This is a genomic window from Oerskovia enterophila, from assembly GCF_044748475.1.
In the GTDB taxonomy this organism is placed as follows: Bacteria; Actinomycetota; Actinomycetes; order Actinomycetales; family Cellulomonadaceae; genus Oerskovia; species Oerskovia enterophila.
Genome location: NZ_JBIVFZ010000005.1, coordinates 13,828 through 32,653 on the forward strand (window position 1 = coordinate 13,828; position 18,826 = coordinate 32,653).

At 73.6% G+C, this 18,826-nt stretch carries 16 protein-coding genes and 1 riboswitch; of the genes, 6 read left to right on the forward strand and 10 right to left on the reverse strand.

Features of this window, described 5'->3' with window-relative positions:
* Nucleotides 1-77 precede the first annotated feature (77 nt).
* The 6 genes from ACIPWA_RS16175 to ACIPWA_RS16200 all read right to left on the reverse strand — a co-directional run bounded on the left by ACIPWA_RS16175 (nt 78) and on the right by ACIPWA_RS16200 (nt 9,373).
* Nucleotides 78-320: a helix-turn-helix domain-containing protein gene (locus ACIPWA_RS16175; RefSeq protein ID WP_068626700.1), complete on the reverse strand. Its 243-nt coding sequence runs from the start codon at nt 318-320 to the stop codon at nt 78-80.
* Nucleotides 321-776: 456 nt separating this feature from the next.
* A complete protein-coding gene (gcvH, locus tag ACIPWA_RS16180) occupies nt 777-1,148 on the reverse strand; it encodes a glycine cleavage system protein GcvH (protein WP_068706866.1) in 372 nt (123 codons plus the stop codon).
* Nucleotides 1,149-1,234: 86 nt separating this feature from the next.
* Nucleotides 1,235-2,407: a glycine cleavage system aminomethyltransferase GcvT gene (gcvT, locus tag ACIPWA_RS16185; protein WP_400291637.1), complete on the reverse strand. Its 1,173-nt coding sequence runs from the start codon at nt 2,405-2,407 to the stop codon at nt 1,235-1,237.
* 134 nt (nt 2,408-2,541) lie between these two features.
* The gene (gene gcvP / locus ACIPWA_RS16190; protein ID WP_400291638.1) at nt 2,542-5,442 is read right to left on the reverse strand and encodes an aminomethyl-transferring glycine dehydrogenase; all 2,901 of its coding nucleotides are present in this window, start codon (nt 5,440-5,442) and stop codon (nt 2,542-2,544) included.
* Between the two features lie 209 nt (nt 5,443-5,651).
* Nucleotides 5,652-5,752: riboswitch (glycine riboswitch) on the reverse strand.
* A 37-nt stretch (nt 5,753-5,789) separates the two neighbouring features.
* On the reverse strand, nt 5,790-7,292 hold the full coding sequence (locus tag ACIPWA_RS16195) for a lactate/malate family dehydrogenase (protein WP_400291639.1): 1,503 nt from the start codon (nt 7,290-7,292) through the stop codon (nt 5,790-5,792).
* Nucleotides 7,293-7,351: 59 nt separating this feature from the next.
* The gene (locus tag ACIPWA_RS16200; protein ID WP_400291640.1) at nt 7,352-9,373 is read right to left on the reverse strand and encodes a carboxypeptidase regulatory-like domain-containing protein; all 2,022 of its coding nucleotides are present in this window, start codon (nt 9,371-9,373) and stop codon (nt 7,352-7,354) included.
* Nucleotides 9,374-9,575: 202 nt separating this feature from the next.
* On the opposite strand from ACIPWA_RS16200, the gene ACIPWA_RS16205 reads away from it, so the two are divergent.
* Nucleotides 9,576-9,779, forward strand: coding sequence for a hypothetical protein (locus tag ACIPWA_RS16205; RefSeq protein ID WP_068626690.1), 204 nt, complete (start codon nt 9,576-9,578; stop codon nt 9,777-9,779).
* A 39-nt stretch (nt 9,780-9,818) separates the two neighbouring features.
* On the opposite strand, the gene ACIPWA_RS16210 is transcribed toward ACIPWA_RS16205, so the two are convergent.
* Complete coding sequence (locus tag ACIPWA_RS16210) at nt 9,819-10,724, reverse strand: LysR family transcriptional regulator (RefSeq protein WP_056648030.1); 906 nt, start codon at nt 10,722-10,724, stop codon at nt 9,819-9,821.
* A gap of 195 nt (nt 10,725-10,919) precedes the next feature.
* On the opposite strand from ACIPWA_RS16210, the gene ACIPWA_RS16215 reads away from it, so the two are divergent.
* A complete protein-coding gene (locus ACIPWA_RS16215; protein ID WP_400291641.1) occupies nt 10,920-11,261 on the forward strand; it encodes a CBU_0592 family membrane protein in 342 nt (113 codons plus the stop codon).
* 210 nt (nt 11,262-11,471) lie between these two features.
* Here the strand turns inward: ACIPWA_RS16215 and ACIPWA_RS16220 are convergent, their stop codons facing one another.
* On the reverse strand, nt 11,472-12,665 hold the full coding sequence (locus ACIPWA_RS16220) for an aminotransferase class I/II-fold pyridoxal phosphate-dependent enzyme (RefSeq protein WP_400291642.1): 1,194 nt from the start codon (nt 12,663-12,665) through the stop codon (nt 11,472-11,474).
* 173 nt (nt 12,666-12,838) lie between these two features.
* Between ACIPWA_RS16220 and ACIPWA_RS16225 the strand changes: the two genes are divergently transcribed.
* Both ACIPWA_RS16225 and ACIPWA_RS16230 read left to right on the forward strand, forming a co-directional pair.
* Nucleotides 12,839-13,150, forward strand: coding sequence for an STAS domain-containing protein (locus ACIPWA_RS16225; RefSeq protein ID WP_400291643.1), 312 nt, complete (start codon nt 12,839-12,841; stop codon nt 13,148-13,150).
* Between the two features lie 97 nt (nt 13,151-13,247).
* A complete protein-coding gene (locus tag ACIPWA_RS16230) occupies nt 13,248-13,718 on the forward strand; it encodes an ATP-binding protein (RefSeq protein WP_400291644.1) in 471 nt (156 codons plus the stop codon).
* 60 nt (nt 13,719-13,778) lie between these two features.
* On the opposite strand, the gene ACIPWA_RS16235 is transcribed toward ACIPWA_RS16230, so the two are convergent.
* Nucleotides 13,779-16,064: a SpoIIE family protein phosphatase gene (locus ACIPWA_RS16235; RefSeq protein ID WP_400291645.1), complete on the reverse strand. Its 2,286-nt coding sequence runs from the start codon at nt 16,062-16,064 to the stop codon at nt 13,779-13,781.
* Between the two features lie 255 nt (nt 16,065-16,319).
* Between ACIPWA_RS16235 and ACIPWA_RS16240 the strand changes: the two genes are divergently transcribed.
* Both ACIPWA_RS16240 and ACIPWA_RS16245 read left to right on the forward strand, forming a co-directional pair.
* Entirely contained in the window at nt 16,320-16,973 is a 654-nt protein-coding gene (locus ACIPWA_RS16240; RefSeq protein WP_400291646.1) for a DnaJ family domain-containing protein, read from the forward strand.
* 50 nt (nt 16,974-17,023) lie between these two features.
* Nucleotides 17,024-18,199, forward strand: a complete 1,176-nt coding sequence (locus ACIPWA_RS16245; RefSeq protein WP_068709465.1) for an alpha/beta hydrolase — start codon at nt 17,024-17,026, stop codon at nt 18,197-18,199.
* Here the strand turns inward: ACIPWA_RS16245 and ACIPWA_RS16250 are convergent.
* A complete protein-coding gene (locus ACIPWA_RS16250) occupies nt 18,190-18,693 on the reverse strand; it encodes a low molecular weight protein-tyrosine-phosphatase (RefSeq protein ID WP_400291793.1) in 504 nt (167 codons plus the stop codon). The two genes, ACIPWA_RS16245 and ACIPWA_RS16250, sit on opposite strands and share 10 nt — an antisense overlap.
* Nucleotides 18,694-18,826 lie beyond the last annotated feature (133 nt).

Consider the following 18,826-nt stretch of genomic DNA (forward strand, 5'->3'; position numbering starts at 1 on the left):
GGGCCTCACGACCCTGCTGGACCCCGCTGCCCCGCCGACACGTGTCGGCGGGCTTCGATGCTGATCCCCGTCGAGGCTCAGCGGATCCCGGCAGCCTTGGCCCACTCGACCGCTTCTGCACGGGTCGAGACGCCGAGCTTGCGGTAGAGGCTGCGCACCTGCGACTTGACGGTGTTGCGCGTGACGAACAGCTTGGTGGCGATCTGCTCCAGGGTGATGTCCTCGGAGAGGTTCGACAGCACCACGTGCTCACGACGGGTGAGCGTGGCGGGGAGCTGGGTTGCCGGCGACTCGGTCCGGGCCAGTTCGATGATGCTCATGCTTCCTCCAGATGCTGACCGGTCTCTCCATCGCGTCATGGATCGATCCGGTGCCTTGCTGCTACTGGGAGAGATGGCCCAGCCGGTGATTCATGACGCGGTTTTTCACCCTCAATCTCGGACGCCTCGCTGAGCGACCTCTTCTCGCTCTCGCTAAGGTGCATTCCCGCAGGTCAGCGCGATTTCTTTCCGGGACTGCCCGTAGCAGGTGATATCTCCGATGTGCCCTAGATCACCCTTCCTGCGTTGCGACAAGAAATGTGACCCGTCTCACAGTGTGTGCCGACCAGGGCCACGCCACAAGCCGAGCGGACCCTGGACAGCACGAAGGGCCGGTCCCGCGACGAGGTCGCAGACCGGCCCTCCGGGGCGCGTCCGAGGATGCGGGCACGCGGCACGGCGACACGTCGGGCGGGGAGTCGCCCGCAGGTCACCGCGTCGTCCGACGGCGGTGAGTCAGCCGCCGACGAGCGCGCTGTACTCCTCGGCCGTGAGCACGGGGCCCGTCTCGGTCACGTCGACCTTGATGAGCCAGCCCCCGGCGAAAGGCTCCGCGTTGACGAGCGACGGGTCGTCGATCGCCGCCTGGTTGACCTCGGCCACGGTGCCGGTGACCGGGGAGTAGAGCTCGGAGACCGACTTGGTCGACTCGACCTCGCCGATCACGGAGCCGGCCGTGACGGCCGCCCCGACCTCGGGGAGCTCGAGGTAGACGATGTCGCCGAGGGCCTCGGCCGCGGTGCTCGTGATGCCGATGACGGCCGGGGTCGAGGCGTCGAGCCACTCGTGCTCGGCGGTGTACTGCAGGTTGCCGGGGAAGTCGGCCATGGGAGCTCCTGGTGTGCTGGTGCGGGTGCGGAAGATGCGGGCCCGGGGGCCCGTCGAACGAGGTCGGTGCGCTGCGCGGGATCCGGTCAGGACGCCTGGGGACGACGGTAGAACGGCGTGGGCACGATCACCACCGGCTCCTCGCGCCCACGGACGTCGACCGCGAGCTCGGTGCCCTCGGCACTGAACTCGGGGGTCACGTAGGCCATCGCGATCGGGTACCCGAGCGTGGGCGAGGGGGCTCCGGAGGTCACGAACCCGATCTGCACGTCGGGGTCCTTGCCCGGGATCACGACGGCGTACCCCGCGCGGGCGGGGCGCTTGCCGAGCCCGCGCAGGCCCACGAGCACGCGCGCGGGCTGCGCGCCCTTGCGCGACGCGAGCGCGGCGCGGCCGACGAACTCGAGCGGGTTGCCCTCGGCGTCGACCTTGTCGAGCTTGACGACGCGCCCGAGCCCCGCCTCGTACGGCGTGGTCGTGGTGTCGAGCTCGTGGCCGTAGAGGGGCATGCCTGCCTCGAGGCGCAGCGAGTCGCGGGCCGAGAGGCCTGCCGGGACCAGCCCCAGGGGCTCCCCCGCCGCGAGCACGGCCCGCCACAGCTCACGCGCGCGCTCGGCCGGGACGAACAGCTCGAAGCCGTCCTCCCCCGTGTAGCCGGTACGTGCCACGAGCGCGTCGATCCCGGCGACCTGGGCGGTGAGCGATGCGTAGTACTTCAGGCCCTTGACCACCTGTACGTCCTCGGCCGCCACGAGCAAGGTCATGATCTCCTCGGCGCGCGGGCCCTGTACCGCGATGAGCGCGGTCTCGGCGGCCTGGTCGGTGACGGTCGCGTCCAAGCCCACGCAGCGACGGACCAGCTCCTGGGTCACCAACGGGGCGTTCCCGGCGTTGGCCACGACGAGGAACGTCTCCTCGGCCAGGCGGTAGACGACCAGGTCGTCCAGGACCGAGCCGTCCTCGGCGCAGATCATGGTGTAGCGCGCACGGCCCACGGCCACGGCCGAGAGGTTGCCGACGAGCGCCCGGTCCAGGGCTGCAGCGGCCTGCGGCCCGCTGACCTCGATCTCCCCCATGTGGGACAGGTCGAACAGCCCGGCGGCCTCGCGCACCGCGCGGTGCTCGGCCAGGTCGCTCGTGTAGCGCAGCGGCATCTGCCAGCCGCCGAAGCTCGTGAGCGAGGCGCCCAGGGCGACGTGCTCGTCGTGGAGCGGGCTGAGGCGGTCAGCGACCGGGGTGTGCTGCTCGGACTCCGTCATGGTGATCCTCTCGGGGGAGCCGGAGCCTGCGTGACCTCTGCGTCACGCTCGCTCCGACAGGGCGGGGCAGGGCGGGGTGGGCCCGGGGTCGTCCGGACCGCCGCGACCCTGGGGTCGCGCCGGTCCGGACGACCTCAGGAGTACGACTCGATCGGGGGGCAGGAGCACACGAGGTTGCGGTCACCCCGGGCGCCGTCGATGCGGCGCACGGGGGGCCAGTACTTGCCGGTGCGCAGCGAGGCCAGCGGGTAGGCGGCGACCTCGCGCGAGTACGGCTTGTCCCACGCGTCCGAGACGACCGCGGCGGCCGTGTGGGGCGCCCCGCGCAGCGGGGACTCCTCGATGCCCCAGGCGCCCGCGGCGACCTGGTCGATCTCGGCCTTGATCGCGACCATCGCGTCGACGAACCGGTCGAGCTCGGCGAGGTCCTCGCTCTCGGTCGGCTCGACCATGAGAGTGCCCGCGACGGGGAACGACAGCGTCGGGGCGTGGAAGCCGTAGTCCATGAGGCGCTTGGCCACGTCCTCGGCCGTGACTCCGGTCTGCGCCGTGATGCCGCGCAGGTCGAGGATGCACTCGTGCGCGACCAGGCCCGTCTCGCCCGTGTAGAGCACGGGGAAGTGCTCCGTCAGGCGGCTGGCCAGGTAGTTCGCGGCGAGCACGGCCGTCTTGGTCGCGGCCTCGAGACCGTCGGGTCCCATGAGGGCGACGTACGCGTAGGAGATCGGCAGGATGCCCGCCGAGCCGAACGGAGCGGCCGAGACGGGCGAGGCCCCCTCGCCCGTGAGCGGGTCCCCCGGCAGGAACGGCACCAGGTGCTCGGCCACCGCGACGGGCCCGACGCCGGGGCCGCCTCCACCGTGCGGGATGCAGAAGGTCTTGTGCAGGTTCAGGTGCGAGACGTCGCCGCCGAACTCGCCCGGGCGGGCGAGCCCGACGAGCGCGTTGAGGTTCGCCCCGTCGATGTACACCTGTCCACCGGCAGAATGTACGAGGTCGCAGACCTCGCGCACGTGCTCCTCGTAGACGCCGTGCGTCGAGGGGTAGGTGATCATGATCGCCGCGACCTGGGGGCCGTACTGCTCGAGCTTCGCGCGCAGGTCGTCGAGCTGGACCTCGCCCTTCTCGGACGTCGCCACGACCACGACCCGCATGCCCGCGAGGGCCGCCGAGGCCGCGTTCGTGCCGTGCGCCGACGCGGGGATGAGGCACACGTCGCGCCCGTCCTCGCCGCGCGAGCGGTGGTAGTCGCGGATCGCGAGCAGGCCGGCGAACTCGCCCTGCGACCCGGCGTTGGGCTGGACCGAGACGCCGGCGTAGCCCGTGATCTCCGCGAGCTGCGCCTGGAGCCCGTCGATCAGCTCGGCGTACCCGAGAGCCTGCTCGGCCGGGACGAACGGGTGCATGTCCGCGAACTCGGGCCACGAGATGGCCTCCATCTCGGCGGTCGCGTTGAGCTTCATGGTGCACGAGCCGAGCGGGATCATGGTCCGGTCGAGCGCGAGGTCTTTGTCCGAGAGCGAGCGCAGGTAGCGCAGCATCGCGGTCTCGGAGCGATGCCGGTGGAAGACCGGGTGCGTCAGGTAGTCGGCCGTGCGGAGCACGTCGGCCGGCAGCACGCTGCCGCCGCCCTCGAACTCGAGATCCTGGCCCGTGGCGAACACCTCGACCAGCGCGAGGACGTCGTCGGGCGTCGTCGTCTCGTCGCACGCGATCTGTACATGATCTGCGTCCGGGTTGTACACGTTGATGCCGGCGTCGGCGGCGGCGGCGACGAGAGCCGCCGCGCGGCCCGGGACCACGGCCGAGACCGTGTCGAAGAAGACGTCGTGCCGGACCTCGACGTCCGCGGCGCGCAGGCCGTTGGCGAGCGCCACGGCGCGCGAGTGGACGCGCTCCGCGATCTCCCGGAGCCCCGCGGGCCCGTGGTACACGGCGTACATCGACGCGACGATCGCGAGCAGAGCCTGCGCGGTGCAGATGTTGCTCGTGGCCTTCTCGCGGCGGATGTGCTGCTCGCGGGTCTGGAGCGCGAGCCGGTAGGCCTGGTCGCCGTCGGCATCGACCGAGACGCCGACCAGGCGGCCCGGGAGCGAGCGCTCGAGGCCCTTGCGGACCGCCATGAACGCCGCGTGCGGGCCGCCGTAGAAGAGCGGGACGCCGAAGCGCTGGGCCGAGCCCACCGCGACGTCGGCGCCGAGCTCGCCGGGCGAGACGAGCAGCGTGAGGGCGAGCAGGTCGGCGGCGATCGTCACCAGACCGCCCCGGGCCTTGGTCTCGGCGACGAGCGGCCGCAGGTCCCGGACCACGCCCGAGGCCCCGCTCTGCTGGAGCACCACGCCGATGAGCTTCTCGTCCCCGGCACCTGCCTCCGCGAGGCCTGCCGCGAGCCCCTGGGACAGGTCCACGACGACCACGGGCAGGCCGACCGACTCGGCCCGAGCGCGCGTCACCGCGACGGTCTGGGGGAACAGCTCGGCGTCGAGCGCCACGACGCCGGCCCCGCCCTTGGCCGCGCGCCACATGAGCGCGACGGCCTCGGCGACGGCGGTGGCCTCGTCGAGCAAGGACGCGTTCGCGACCTCGAGGCCCGTGAGGTCCAGGACCACGGTCTGGAAGTTGAGGAGCGCTTCGAGGCGACCCTGCGAGATCTCGGGCTGGTACGGCGTGTAGGCCGTGTACCAGGCGGGGGACTCGAGCACGTTGCGGCGGATCACCGGGGGAGTGATGGTCCCGTAGTAGCCGAGGCCGATCATCTGCGTCTTGACGACGTTCTTCGCCGCGATGGCCCGCAGGTCCGCGAGGACCTCGGACTCGGTGCGCGCGGCCGGCAGGTCGAGCGGGCGGTCGGTGCGGATCGAGTCCGGGACCGCCGCGTCGACCAGCGCGTCGAGCGAGTCGTAGCCCAGCTCTGCGAGCATCACCGCGACCTCGCCCGTGGGGACCTCGGCCGAGTCAGCAGCGACCGGTCGGGGGCCGATGTGGCGGAACGGGAAGTGCGCGCGGTCGAACGCGTCGCTGGACTGCTGGGTCACGGAGGTCTCCGGGGGTCGGCGAGGAAGACGGCGGCGGGCTAGGGAGCCCACCCGTTCCTCCCCGCTCTGTCATCGGACGCGCAGCGTCGACCTGAGAGTTTTGCCGGTCCGCCATGGTCCTCGCGGACCCGGGGCGCGCCGGCTTGCACCGTCGGTAGGGGACTCTCCCACCCGAGAGGGGAGGTGGAGTCACCGCTTTCCAGAGTTGCCTCGCCACCGCGGTACGTCGGCCTGAGAGTTTCTCGGGGAGGAGTTGCTCCTTCGGCGCCGACCTCACCCTGAGGTGGCCGGGCTCTCCCGCAGTGGTTCGAGCAGCAGTATGTGGTTGTGGTCGTACGGGTCCCAGCCTAGCGGTCGGCGTGGGCGTGCGGCGAGGCCGGTCGGTCGGTGGTCTCCTGCACGACGACGGAGCGCACCGTCGCGAGCCGGGTCACCGCGCGCTCGAGCGCCCTCGCCCGCCGCGGGGTCGCCCGGAAGGTCACCTGGATGGTCCCGGCGTCACCGTCGCCGTCGACGGCTCCCGTCGTGAGCGAGTCGAAGCTCACGCCACGCGTCGAGAACACGCCGGCGAGAGCCGTGAGCGTCCCTGGCCGGTGCAGTCCTCGGACCTGGGCGGCCCACGAGGGCTCGGTCGCGGGGGAGCCGTCCAGGGTGCCGGTGTCGTCCCGGTCGCCTCCGACACCCGCAGCGTCCTCCGTGTTCCCGGCACCCTCAGGGTCCGCGGCGCCGCCCGCGCGACCAGCGCGCCCGGCCTCCCCGGACTCCCCGCCCCGTGACGCGTCCTCGACCCCCGCCGACCGCAAGGACGCCCCCACGGCTGCCGCCGCTCCCTGCAGGCGGCGCGACTCGTCGTCGGGCAGGGGGTCCAGGAGGACGCGCGTCCAGCCCTCGGGGCCCAGCACGAGCGGTACCCCCAGGACGCCCCGCACGGGTTCGCCCGCGAGCGACACCTCGCCGTCGAGGGCGACCTGGCCCGCGACGACGGTCTCGCGCCCGTCGAGCACGACCTCGACCAGGTCCGCCGTCGCGGCAGCCGTCGCGGTCGCGGTCTTGGCACCGCTCTGGTGCGTCATCCACGGGCGGGCGACCAGCCGCAGGTCCGCGGGCCAGGTGTCGACGAGCCGGTAGGCCGCCCCGACGTCCACGGCCGCGACCTCGACGAGCTCGGCCTGGGCCGCGGCGACCTCGCGCGGGAAGCCGTCGAGCGTCCGGCCCCGACGCAGGTGGCGCAGGGTGCGTTCGCGCTCGGCCGGGTCCTGCCCGCTGATGCGGACGGTCGACCACAGCGGGACGGCGTCCTCGCCGTGCTGCCCTGCGACGAACCCGCCCACGCGGTGCCGCCGCACGCCCAGCTCGGCGGCGATCTCGCGCCGGAAGCGCAGCGTGTCGAGCCACGCCCCCATCCCGACCACGCGGTGCGCGCCGAGGGTCCGGGCCATGACCGCGACGCCCACCTCGACGGGGTTCGACACGACGATCACGACCTCGTGCCCCGAGCCGTGCCGGGCGATCGCGTCGGCGTACCCGGCGAAGACCTCGCGGTTGCCGAGCGCGAGGCGGGTCCGGTCGAGCGAGGCTCCCGCCCGTGCGGGGGACGTGGCTCCCGCCGCGACGACGACCACGTCGGCCACGACGTCGTCGGGGGAGTGGGCCACGTCGATCAGGGGCGCGTGCTCGTCGTAGGCGTCCACGAGGTCCGCCCGCAGGCCGTGGACCGCGCGCCCGGACGCCCCGTCGGGGCGTCCGACGAGCTGGAGGCGGGAGGTCGCGGGCAGGATGCGCCGCTCGACGAGCTGCGTGCACACCTGCCGCCCGACGTCCCCGGTCGCGCCGAGCACTGCAACGTCCATCCGAGCAGGCTACGTCGCAGGCGTTTTGTCCGCAGGGCGGCTCCGGGAGGGCGCGGCCCTCACGCCCGACGGCGCAGCTTCCGTCCGCCCGCCGCCACCAGGACCCCCGTGGCCGTCAGGGCGAGCCCGACCGCGAGCAGGGCGCCCGCGTCGAGGCCCGTGGCCGCGAGGTGCCGGGGCGCCGGACGCGGGGTGGAGGGTCCGTCGTCGGGCACGGTGCCCCCGCCGGGCGGACCGCCCGGTTCGACGGGAGGTGTGACGGGCGGGTCGACGGGCTCGTCGACCGGGGTCACCGCGAAGTCCTGGTCGAGCCGGGACTCGCCCGCGCTCGTGAGCGTCACGGCGCTCTCGACCGGCCCGCCGGCCGTGTAGCCCTCGGGCACGGTCAGCGCGATCGTGTAGTCCCCCGGCGGCAGGCCGTCGACGAAGTAGGTCCCGGCGTCGTCGGTCGTCAGCGGGACGTCCCCGGCGGGGCCGCTCACGAGCACCTCGGCACCGGGGACGGGCGCCCCCTGGTCGTCGGTGACCGTGCCGCCGATCGCACCGGGGCGCGCGAGCGCGAAGTCGACACCGGTCACGTCGTCGGACCCGACGGTCACGGCACGAGAACCCGTCCCGTCGACCGTGAACCCCGCCGGCGGAGCGACCGTGACCGTGTACGCGCCCACAGGGAGCTGCTCGAACCGGTAGGTGCCGTCCGCGCCCGTGACGGCGCTGCCCGTCGCGCCGCCCGGACCCGTGAAGGTCACGACCGTCCCCGGCACCCCGGTGCTGCCCGCTGTCACGTTCCCGGTGAGGGACGGGAAGGTGGGAACGACGAAGTCCTGGTCCGTGATCGGCACCTCCGAGCCCGTGGGGACGTCGATCGTGAGGGGTGGAGGAGTCTCCGGGAACCCCGGGGGCGGCGTGAGCGTGATCGTGTGCGGCCCGGCGGGCACCCGGTCGATCAGGTAGGCCCCCTGGGAGTCCGTCGTGGTCGTGAGCGGCGGACCGCCGGGGACGTCGATCGTGACGGTCGCGCCGGGTACCGGCTCGCCCGTGTCGGTCCGGACCGTGCCGCTCACGGGGACAGGGACGATCTCTCGCACGAGGAAGTCCACGTCCGTCGCGTCCGCGTCCGCGAGGTCCGCGGGGAGCCGGAAGGGCCCCTCGACGATCAGCCCCGGCCCGTCCGGGTCCGCCGGCGGGGCCACCTCGACCGTGTAGCCGTCGGCCGCGGTGAACCCGAGGAACGAGTAGGTCCCGTCGACGCCCGAGGTCGTCGTCGCGAGCCGGGCGCCGTCGGGGGAGAGGAGCGTGAGCGTGGCACCGGCGAGCGGGCCGATGCCCTCCAGGGTGACCGTCCCCGACACGTCGCGAGCCAGCGACGCGAACCAGGTCTGGTAGACCGGGAAGCCGGACCGCTGCTGGAAGACGAACGTCAGCGACGTGACGGGCACGGTCGGCTCGAACCAGGCCGACGCGCCGGACGTGTCGGTGGCCGTCGCGTTCCCGACAAGCACCCCCGTGGCGGGGTCCCAGGTGGGCACGTCGGTCCCCGTGCACGACGGGCTCGGCGTCACGGCGCAGTAGTTGAAGCTGCTCCGATAGCCCAGCTCGGCGCCCGTGAGGACCTGGCCCCCGGCACCACGGGCCGTGATGGTGACCTGGTCGGCGTCGATGTCGCCCAGCACGAACGTCCACCCGCTCGCAGGCGTCGGGCGCTCGAACGTGTAGGTCGTGGTCGACGGCGCCGTCGGCGAGTCGGCACGCGGCCGGAGGTTCAGGTACGGCTGCCCCTGGCTCGACCCGTACCTCGCCCCCACGGGCGTCGTCGCGCTGAGCCACGAGCTCGCGCCCGACTGGATGCCCACCTGGCCGGCCCGCGAGTCGCTCGAGACGGCTGCCGCGGGGAACCCTCCGGCGGGCAGTCGCATCGTGGTCGCGAAGCTCCCCCCGCTGCCCGTGAGCGGGTCCCAGGCGGCCCAGCCGGCCGTGGTCGCCGCTCCCGCCGGGGCAGCGGCGAGCAGGACGAAGGGCAGGCCGAGCAGCACGGCCAGGGCCGCAGCGAGAAGGACGGTCGTGCTTCGCGAGAGGCGCACAGCAAAACGGTAGGAGACGAAGCCCGGCCGCGCGCGCCGACCGTTTCCCACACGATCTCCACGACTCTCCCCACTGACCCGCGCACGGTCGCGGGGCGCGCCTCCTCGGCCGCACAGGTCCGCCAGGAAGGATGAGGTGCTCACCTCGTCGTGCGCGTGCGGCGGGGATCGTCGCGAGCGCCCCGAGGGGGAATCACCCGGTATGGACAGCAGTACGCAGGCCCAGCAGTCGACCAGCACCTACGTCCCGCGGCACCTCGCCGAGCCCGACGCCGTCCCGGCCGGGGCGGACACCCCCGTCGACCCGCGGTCGAGCAGGTGGGACCGGTCGGTCAGCACCCTCACGCGCCTGCTCGACGAGCTGACGGTCCTCGACGACGGAGAGCTCGCCGTCGCAGTGCGGTGAGGTGCGGTGTGGCGATGTGCGGTGCGGTAGCGCCGTGCCTCAGCCCAGCTCGATCGCCGAGGCGCACGCGACCATCTCGTCGATGACCGCGTTCACGACGGGCCGCGGCTCGTGCCGTGTCGCCCGGTGGCGCGCGACGAGCCGCCGCGAACCCAGCCCCGGCAGCGGGACGACCGTGACGCCGTCGGGCATCTCTCCCTGCACCGCGAGCGCCGGGAGCATCGCGACGCCCTGCCCGGCCGCGACGAGCGCGAGAGCCACGTCGAAATCGTAGTACGAGTGGCGCGTGCGCAGCGTGGTGCCGAGCGTGCGCGACAGGCGCCGCAGGGCGCGGGCCGCGGCCGTCGTGGGCTCAGGGCCCAGCCAGACGGCGTCGCGCACGTCGTCGAGGCGCGCGGGCGTGGGGAACGTCGCGGGCACCACGACGCGCCACGGCTCGTCGAGCAGCGGGACCTCGCGCATGCCGCGCGGCGCGGGGGAGTCGGCGTCCTCGTCACGTTCGAGCAGAACCACGTCCAGGTCGCCCGTGCGCAGCAGCCGGAGCGCGTCGGCGGGCTCGACCTCCTGGACGTCGAGCTCGACGCCCGGGTAGCGCGACTCGAGCGACGCGAAGGTCGGGCCGACGACCGCCCGGATGGCCGTCTGGAACGAGCCGACCGTCACCGTGCCCGTCATCTCCTCGCTCATCGCGACGATGGCCTTGCGGGCCTCGACCATCTCTGCCTCGATGCGCTCGGCCGCGTCCGCGAGGATGCGACCCGCGGGCGTGAGCGTCACGCCGCGGGGCCCGCGGTCGAGGACCTGGATGCCTTCCTCGGCCTCCAGACGCGCTATTTGCTGAGACACGGCAGAGGGCGTCACGTGGAGCAGGTCGGCCGCTGCCAGGACGCCTCCGGCCCGGTGCACGGCAAGCAGGAAACCAAGTCTTCGTGGGTCCGTGGCCATGTAGAGATACTAAACGGCCACGTCAGAGTTCTTCAATTGTGCTGAATGATTTTGGGGGTCACACTTGTGACGTGGCGCCGGCCGGTCCTCCTCAAAAGGGGCTGGCGCCCACGATCCCCCTGGTCGCTGCAGCGTCGCAGCTCCCACCAGGTCCCCCCTCCCCGATCCCTTCGTGACCCCTGCCCGGAGACCGCCATGTCCGCTTCCCCCTCCCTCGTCGACATGGTCGTGACCCCGCTCGGGTGGATCGGTGCGATCGCCGCGGTCACCGCGTACGCGATGGTCACGCGTGGCCGCTGGTCGGGGGACTCGCTGAGGTTCCAGCTCACGAACTTCGTCGGTGCCGGGCTCATGTGCCTGGTCGCCGCGGTCAACGGCGTGTGGCCGTCGGCGGTCGCGAACGTGGTGTGGATCGTGATCGGCGGCCAGGCCATCGTGGTGCTCGTCAAGGCCCGACGGCGTCGCGCGGCCCAGGCCGTCGTCGTGCCTCTCGAGGTGCCCGCGACCCAGGTGCGCGCGGTCGACCTGGCGGCCTGAGGGTCGCTCGGTCCCTGCCACGAGTTCCAGCCACGGCCTGGTTGTCAGAACGTGGCCGGTCCATACCCCGGGCCACCTCTGACAGCTCGGCGGCCCCCTGGATCGCCGGTCCCCACCACAGCCTGGTTGTCAGAGGTGGCCGGTCCATACCCCGGGCCACCTCTGACAACTCATCGGTGACGGCTCAGACCGCTCTGTGGCGCACGGGAGTCACACCCGCCGGTACCCCGCCGCGCGCCACGCCACGATCCGGTCGACCGCCTCGGCCACGACCTCGGGCGCGGCCGCGAACGACAGCCGCACCCACTCGCCCCCGCGCACGCCGTCGAAGTCCGTGCCGGGCGTGAGCGCGACCCCCGTGTCGGCGAGCAGGCGCTCGCACCACGTGACCGAGTCGAGCCCCGACGCCGCGACGTTCGCGTACACGTAGAACGCACCGTCGGCCGGGGCGACCGGGTCCCAGCCCAGGTCGTCGAGCCGGTCCAGCACGAGCGCACGCGAGTCCGCGTACCGGGCGACGTTCTCCGCCGCGGCCGCGTACCCCTCGGGCGAGAACGCCGCGACGCCCGCGTGCTGGGCGAGCGCGGGCGGGCTCAGCGCGATGTTGCCCGCGAGCGCGTCGACCGCGCCCACGAGGTCCTCGGGCAGCAGCAGCCACCCGAGCCGCCAGCCGGTCATGGCCCAGTACTTCGAGAAGGAGTTGACGACGACCGCACCGTCGTCGAGGTACTGCGCCGCGGTCGCGGTCTCCCCGGCCGGCGAGGCCGGGTCGGCGTAGACGATGCCGTGGTAGATCTCGTCGCTGACGAGACGGACGTCGTGGTCGGTGCACCACGCCGAGAGCGCCGCCAGCTCGGCCGGCGGGATCATGGTCCCCGTCGGGTTCGCCGGGCTCGCGATCACGAGCCCGTCGAGGCCGCCCTCGTAGTAGGCCTCCAGGAGCTGGGAGACCGTGGGCTGGTAGCGGGTCTCGGGGCCGCAGTCGAGCTCGACGACCTCGCACCCGAGGGCCGCGAGGATGTTCCGGTAGGCGGGGTACCCCGGCCGGGCGAGCGCGACGCGGTCCCCGGCGTCGAACGCCGCGAGGAACGCGAGCATGAACCCGCCTGACGACCCGGTCGTCACCGCGACCCGCGCCGGGTCGACGACCACGCCGTACGTCCGCTCGTAGTGGTCGGCGATGGCCTGGCGCAGCGAGGGCACGCCCATGGCCTCGGTGTAGCCCAGGTCTCCCGACTCGAGGAGGTCGATCGCGCGGCGTCGCACCACGTCCGAGGCCCCCGTCGCGGGCTCCCCGGCGCACAGGTTGAGGACGGACTCGCCCGCGTCGCGGCGCGCGTTGGCCGCGGCGAGCACCTCCATGACGGCGAACGGTGGGACGTGCGACCTGCGCGAGACCTTCATGAGGCCATCATGCCCGGGATCACGCGCCTGACGACGCCTCCCGCGGTGTGCAGGTCCCGTGACGAGACACGCCCCGGGAGGAACCTCGGCCCGGAGTTCCGTAACCTGGCACGGGTCCCCGTCCGTCGCGCGGCGGGTGACGCGGCCCGCACGAGACGAGCGAGAGGCGATCAGTGCCCGACCAGACGATGCAAGGCGGAGTCCGTATCGACGACTCCGGTCCTACGTGGACCATGTGGGGAGAGGTCGACGCCGCGGTCCAGGACCGCTCCGAGGGCGACCTCGCCCGCTCGGTCCAGCGCGCGGAGGGTCCCGTCACGATCGACCTGAGCGAGGTGACCTTCATGGACTCGGGGGGCCTGCGCCTGCTGTACCTCTCGGTGCTCGGAGGTGGCGAGCCGCCCGTCCTGGTCGGCGTGCCGGATCGCATCCGGGACCTGCTGGAGATCAGCGGCGTCATCTCGCAGTTCACTCTCGTCGACTGACCGTCCCGACGTCACGGGCCACCACCCCCGGCCACGGCGTCGCACCCGCACACCACGCACGAACGCACGCACGCTGTGAACCCACGGAGGAACGCCCATGGACATCACGATCCCCTCGTCCCGTCCGCCCGAGACCTTCCACGTGGTCCGCGTCTGGCAGCTCGACTCGCTCGACGAGCTCTCGATCCTGCGCACGTCGCTGCACCAGGAGCTGACAGGGCGTCCGCTGGCCCCCGACGGTGCGATGGCCGAGGTCTCGGAGAAGATCGTCCTGGTCGCGAGCGAGCTCGCCACGAACGCGCTGCGGCACGGACGTCCGCCGACGACCGTCCAGCTCCTCACCGACGGCGAGGAGTACATCGTCGACGTGATCGACCAGGACACGAGCCGAGCCCCCGTGGTGGCCGCCCCGCGGCTCCCGGGCGACGGCGGGTTCGGGCTCGTCCTGGCGCAGCGGCTCGCGCTCGACGTGGGCTGGTTCGTCGCCGAGGGCAAGCACGTCTGGGCGCGCCTCGGCGCAGCACGGGACGCCGCGACGCCGGCCGTGCCGGCAGGGGCGGCGCCCTGACCGGTGGAGCGTGCGTGCCCTCGAGGGCACGGTCGGCGCAGCCGGCGCGCGAGGCGTGCGTCAGCCGCGCGCGTCCCGGGCCCGACGGCGGAGCACCAGCAGGGTCGCGTCGTCCTCGGACTCGGGGTCCCGGGTCGAGCGCAGCACCGCGTCGACGTCGCCCACGTGCTCGGCGAACGTCCCCGCGAGCCGCCGCAGCCCGGCCTTGAGGGACTCGTCGCGACGTTCGAAGAGCCCGTCGCTGTAGAGCACGAGCGCACCTCCGGGTCCGATCGTGGTGGTCCCGGCGACGACGCCCTGGCTCGGCAGCCCGAGCGGCGGGCTGCCCAGCAGCCGCCCCCAGACGACGCCCTCGCCCGGGACCAGGAAGAAGGGCGGCGGGTGCCCGGCCGTGACGTACTCGACCGTGCCGGTCTCGAGGTCGACGACCGCGACCACGAGCGTCGCGATCTGCCCGGGCATGGTCCACTGCACCGTCTCGGCGAGCTGCTCGACGGCCCCTTGCGCGGTCCCTGCGCGCACGAGCGCTGCGCGCAGCGTGTTGCGGATCTGCCCCATCGAGGCGGCGGCCTGGAGCCCGTGGCCCGTGACGTCGCCGACGACGAGCGCGAGCGCCCCCGAGGGCAGCAGCAACGCGTCGTACCAGTCCCCGCCGACGAACCCGCCGCCGGCCGGCTCGTAGCGCGCGGTCACGTCCCAGCCCGGCACGTCGGGCAGCGTCGCGGGGAGCAGGCTGCGCTGGAGCGCCTCCGCGGCCCGCACGTCCCGTCGTCCACGGAGGTAGAGCGCCTCGACCAGGTGGCTGCGCAGGGCGCCCGCGCTCTCGACCGCGTCCTCGGCCCACGGTTCGCTGTGACCGCTGACGACCTCGCGCCACCGGTCGAACGACCTGCGGGGGCTGAGCCGGACCGTGTCGCCCTCGCTCAGCGCGATGGCCTTGTTGTGGGGGTCGCCGCCCCAGTCGACGCTGCGCAGCACCTCGTCCCGGAGCCAGACCACGGCCTGCCCGTCGCTCAGGAGCACGCCCAGGACGCCCGCGACGTCGGGCAGCAGGTCGGCGATCTCGGGGGCCGCGACGCGCAGCGAGTCGACCGGCACCACCTCGTCGGCGGTCTCGGCGAGCCGACCCGTGAGCCACCCGACGAGCAGCGCGACGCCCTCCTCGTCGGGTACCCGTCCGAGCGACGCCGAACGCCCCTCGGCGAGCACGACGACGCCGTCGGCGTCCACGAGGTCGAGGAGACGCCCGTCGGCCGTCATGGCCTCGACGAGCGAGGTGTCCTCGTCGCGGCTGTCGGCGACGAGCCCGGCGAGCAGCCTCGACGAGGCCCGCGACGCGACGAGCCGGTCCTCCTCGCTCTGTGCCACGAGCAGCACCGAGAGCGCCGACCCCAGGAACTCCGCCGCGGCCCGCACGGCGTAGGACGGATGGTGCGGGCCGGAGTAGTGGTGGCACGCGATGAGGCCCCACAGCCTCCCGTCGCGCAGCAGCGAGATCGACATCGAGGCTCCCACGCCCATGTTCCGCAGGTACTCGAGATGGATGGGGGAGACGCTGCGCAGGGTCGAGTACGTGAGGTCGAGCGGCTCGCCCGTCGTCGGGAGGTCCGTGGGGACGACGTCGCTCGGGACGTAGTCCACGTCGTCGATCAGCCGGATCCAGTTCTTCTCGTACAGCGCCCGGGCCTGGCGGGGGATGTCCGTCGCGGGGTAGTGCAGCCCGTAGAACGAGTTGAGGTCCTCGCGCTTGGCCTCGGCGACGACCTCGCCGTTGTGGTCGGCGTCGAACCGGTAGATCATCACGCGGTCGAAGCCCGTCAGGCGGCGCACGTGCTCGGCCGCCGTCGTGAACAGCGCGTCGAGCGTCGACGCCCGGTCGAGGTCCGCGAGCGCCGTGCGCACGGCCTGGTAGGTGTTGGGGAAGCTCAGCGGCCGCACGACGGCCTGCTCGAGCTCGATCACGACGACGGGCTCGGCGCCGTCCGGGAGCGGCGGGCGGTGCAGGATCGCGTCGGTCTCGACCGTGCGCCCGTGCCCCGTGCGGATCTCGACCGGGTTGTGGGGGGCCAGGTCCTGGTGCCGCGCGGCATGGTCGAGCAGCCTGGTGCCGTCCTGGGGGCCGAGGACCTCGCCCAGCCCGGCACCGATCACGTCCAGCGGCGCGAGCCCGACGACGTCGCTCACGTTCGTGGAGCACTGCACCACCCGGCCGTCGCTCTCGCGGACCACCAGCAGGACCCCGCGCGGTTGGATCCGGCCCGGGATGTGGATGGGTTCCCGGGCGCAGTTCTCGAGGTCGATCGCCTCGGCCGGTCCGAGCAGTCCTTCGTCAGTGCTCTGTGTCATTGCAGCTCCACCTCCCGCAGATGCGGGCCGTTCACGGCAGCACGCTGCCGGGCCTGTCCCGGCGGCTTCATCACCGGGCACGAGCACGCCGCCTGTCCGAGCGCGGCGGCCCAGCGTACAACCTCGATCGCGTGGAGCGCCCCCGTGCCGGTCTCGTCGGGTGCCACTCTCCGGGGTCGAGCCTCTTCTCCGCGAGCGGGAGGACCAGGAAGGATGGGACCAGCACGCTCGCGAGACGGCCGCAGGGAGGAACCCATGAGCGAGGACGACCCGGTGCGCCGGGCAGCGCAGTACCGCGTCGACCGCGAGGCGGCGCGCGAGGCGGCGGAGGTCACCCAGGAGGACGGTTCCGAGGACGAGGCGACGGAGCCCCCGCGGACCGCGGGACCCCGGCTGCCGCTCGAGAACCGCGGCCAGTGGGTCGACGAGCTCGTGCGCCAGGCCATGGCCCGCGGCGAGTTCGACGACCTGCCGCTCGCGGGCAAGCCCATCCCCGGGCTGGGCTCGCACCACGACCCCGACTGGTGGCTCAAGAACCTCGTCGAGCGCGAGCAGATCACGGGCGTCCTGCCCCCGGCCCAGCTCCGGGCCGACGACGCCCGGCTGCGCGACCAGCTCGACCGCCAGTTCTCCGAGGACTCGGTGCGCGAGGTCGTCGAGGAGTTCAACGCCCGCGTCGTCGACGCACGGCGCCAGCTCCTGGGCGGGCCTCCGGTGGTCACTCCGCTGCGCGACGTCGAGGAGGAGGTGGCGCTGTGGCGCGAGCGTCGCGCGCCCGGCGGCGCACCCGGCCCGACGGCGTCACGCACCGCTGCGGACCGCTCGCCCCGCGCGAGCCGCGCCCAGGGCGCGACGGGGACCCGACGGTGGTGGCGCCGTCGGGCACGGCGGGACGACGACGGGACCTGACTCACCCCTCCCACCGCGCGCCCCCGCACCCCGGCTCCTACCCTCGGGACATGCCCGAACCCACTGCCCGGCCCGCCGAGACCCCGAGGTGGCAGCCGGACGTGCTCGACGGGTTCGAGCAGCTGACCCTGCCCCTCACGCCCGACGACGAGGGCGAGGTGGTCGCGACGCTCGTGCGACGCCGTCGGGCGGGCGGCGGCTCCGCGGCCGACGCCCGGGAGTCCCGCGACCCGCTGGTCGCCGACCGCGGGATCGACGTCCTGTACGTGCACGGGTGGTCCGACTACTTCTTCCAGACCGAGCTCGCGGACTTCTGGGAGGCGCGCGGCGCGCGCTTCTTCGCGCTCGACCTGCGCAAGTACGGGCGCAGCCTCCGCCCGGGGCAGACCCCCGGCTTCGTGACCGACCTCGCGACGTACGACGAGGACATCGAAGCCGCGCTCACCACCATGGGCCACGGCATCCTGACCGCGGACCGCCCCAAGCACGAACGCAGCCTGGTCCTCATGGCGCACTCGACGGGAGGCCTGACCATGAGCCTGTGGACCGCGCGCCACCAGGACCGCGTCGCCGCGCTCGTGCTCAACAGCCCGTGGCTCGAGTTCCAGGCCCGGGGGATCGGGCGCAAGGTCCTCGCGCCCGCGCTCGAGCTCCAGGCGCGCCTCGACCCGCGAGCGCCGCTGCCCCAGGTCGACCTCGGCTTCTACACGCGCTCGGTGTCCCGCACGCTCGACGGCGAGTGGGACTACGACCTCGCGTGGCGCCCCGTGCGCGGGTTCCCGACGCACCCGGCCTGGCTGACCGCGATCCTGCGCGGGCAGGGGACGGTCGAGCGCGGCCTCGGGATCACGGTCCCCGTGCTCGTGCTGCTCTCGGCGCGCAGCACCCTGCTGCCCACGTGGTCGCCCGAGATGATGCGCAGCGACACCGCGCTCGACGTCGTCGGGATCGCGCGCCGCTCGACCGACCTGGGCAGCCAGGTCACGCTCGTGCGGATCGACGGGGCGCTGCACGACGTCGTCCTCTCGGCCCCGCCGGTGCGGGCCGTGGCGTACGACGACATCGCGACGTGGGTGCGGGGCTACGTGCCCGAGCGTCCCCCCGCGCCCGAGGAGGACCCGACGCCGGACGGCCGGGCGCCCGGGTGGGTCGGGCGCACCGCCGGGGCGGTGCGCGACGCCGTGCGCGGGTGGTTCGGCAGGTCGGGCGCGCGCGCTCAGGCCTGACGCCTGGCCAGCTCCTGACGCACGTGCTCGACGATCCCGTCGGCCGCGGCCTCGACCTGCGCCAGGCAGTCCTCGAAGTCCTGCATGCCCCCGTACCAGGGGTCGTCGATGTCGAGCAGGTGCTCGTCGCGCTCGACCCGCTCGGGTGCGACGACGGGCGCCGCCGGGTCGAACGACCGGTACATGCGCACGTTCCCGTCGCCGTGCAGGCGCCGCAGCGCGCGGGCGTGCTGCGAGGTCATGGGGAGCACGAGGTCGCGCGAGACCACGTCGCTCGGGCGGACCTGCCGGGCGTGGTGGCCCTCGCCCGTGCCGTACCCGTGCTCGGCCAGGACGCGCCGGGCGCGACGGTCCACGGGGTTGCCGTGCTCCTCCGAGCTGATGCCCGTCGAGTCCACCACGACCCGCCCGCCGAGTCCCGCAGCCTCGAAGCGGTCGCGCAGCACGATCTCGGCCATGGGGGAACGACAGATGTTGCCCGTGCAGACCGTCATCACGCGGTAGGGCCGGCGGGAGGGGTCGGGCGTCGCGGTACGAGGGGCGTCGTCGGGGGTCGGTGTCGTCACGCCTCCAGTGTGCCGGAGCAGCCGTTCCCGCAGGCCGCGACGGGGCGGACGCGGACCCCCC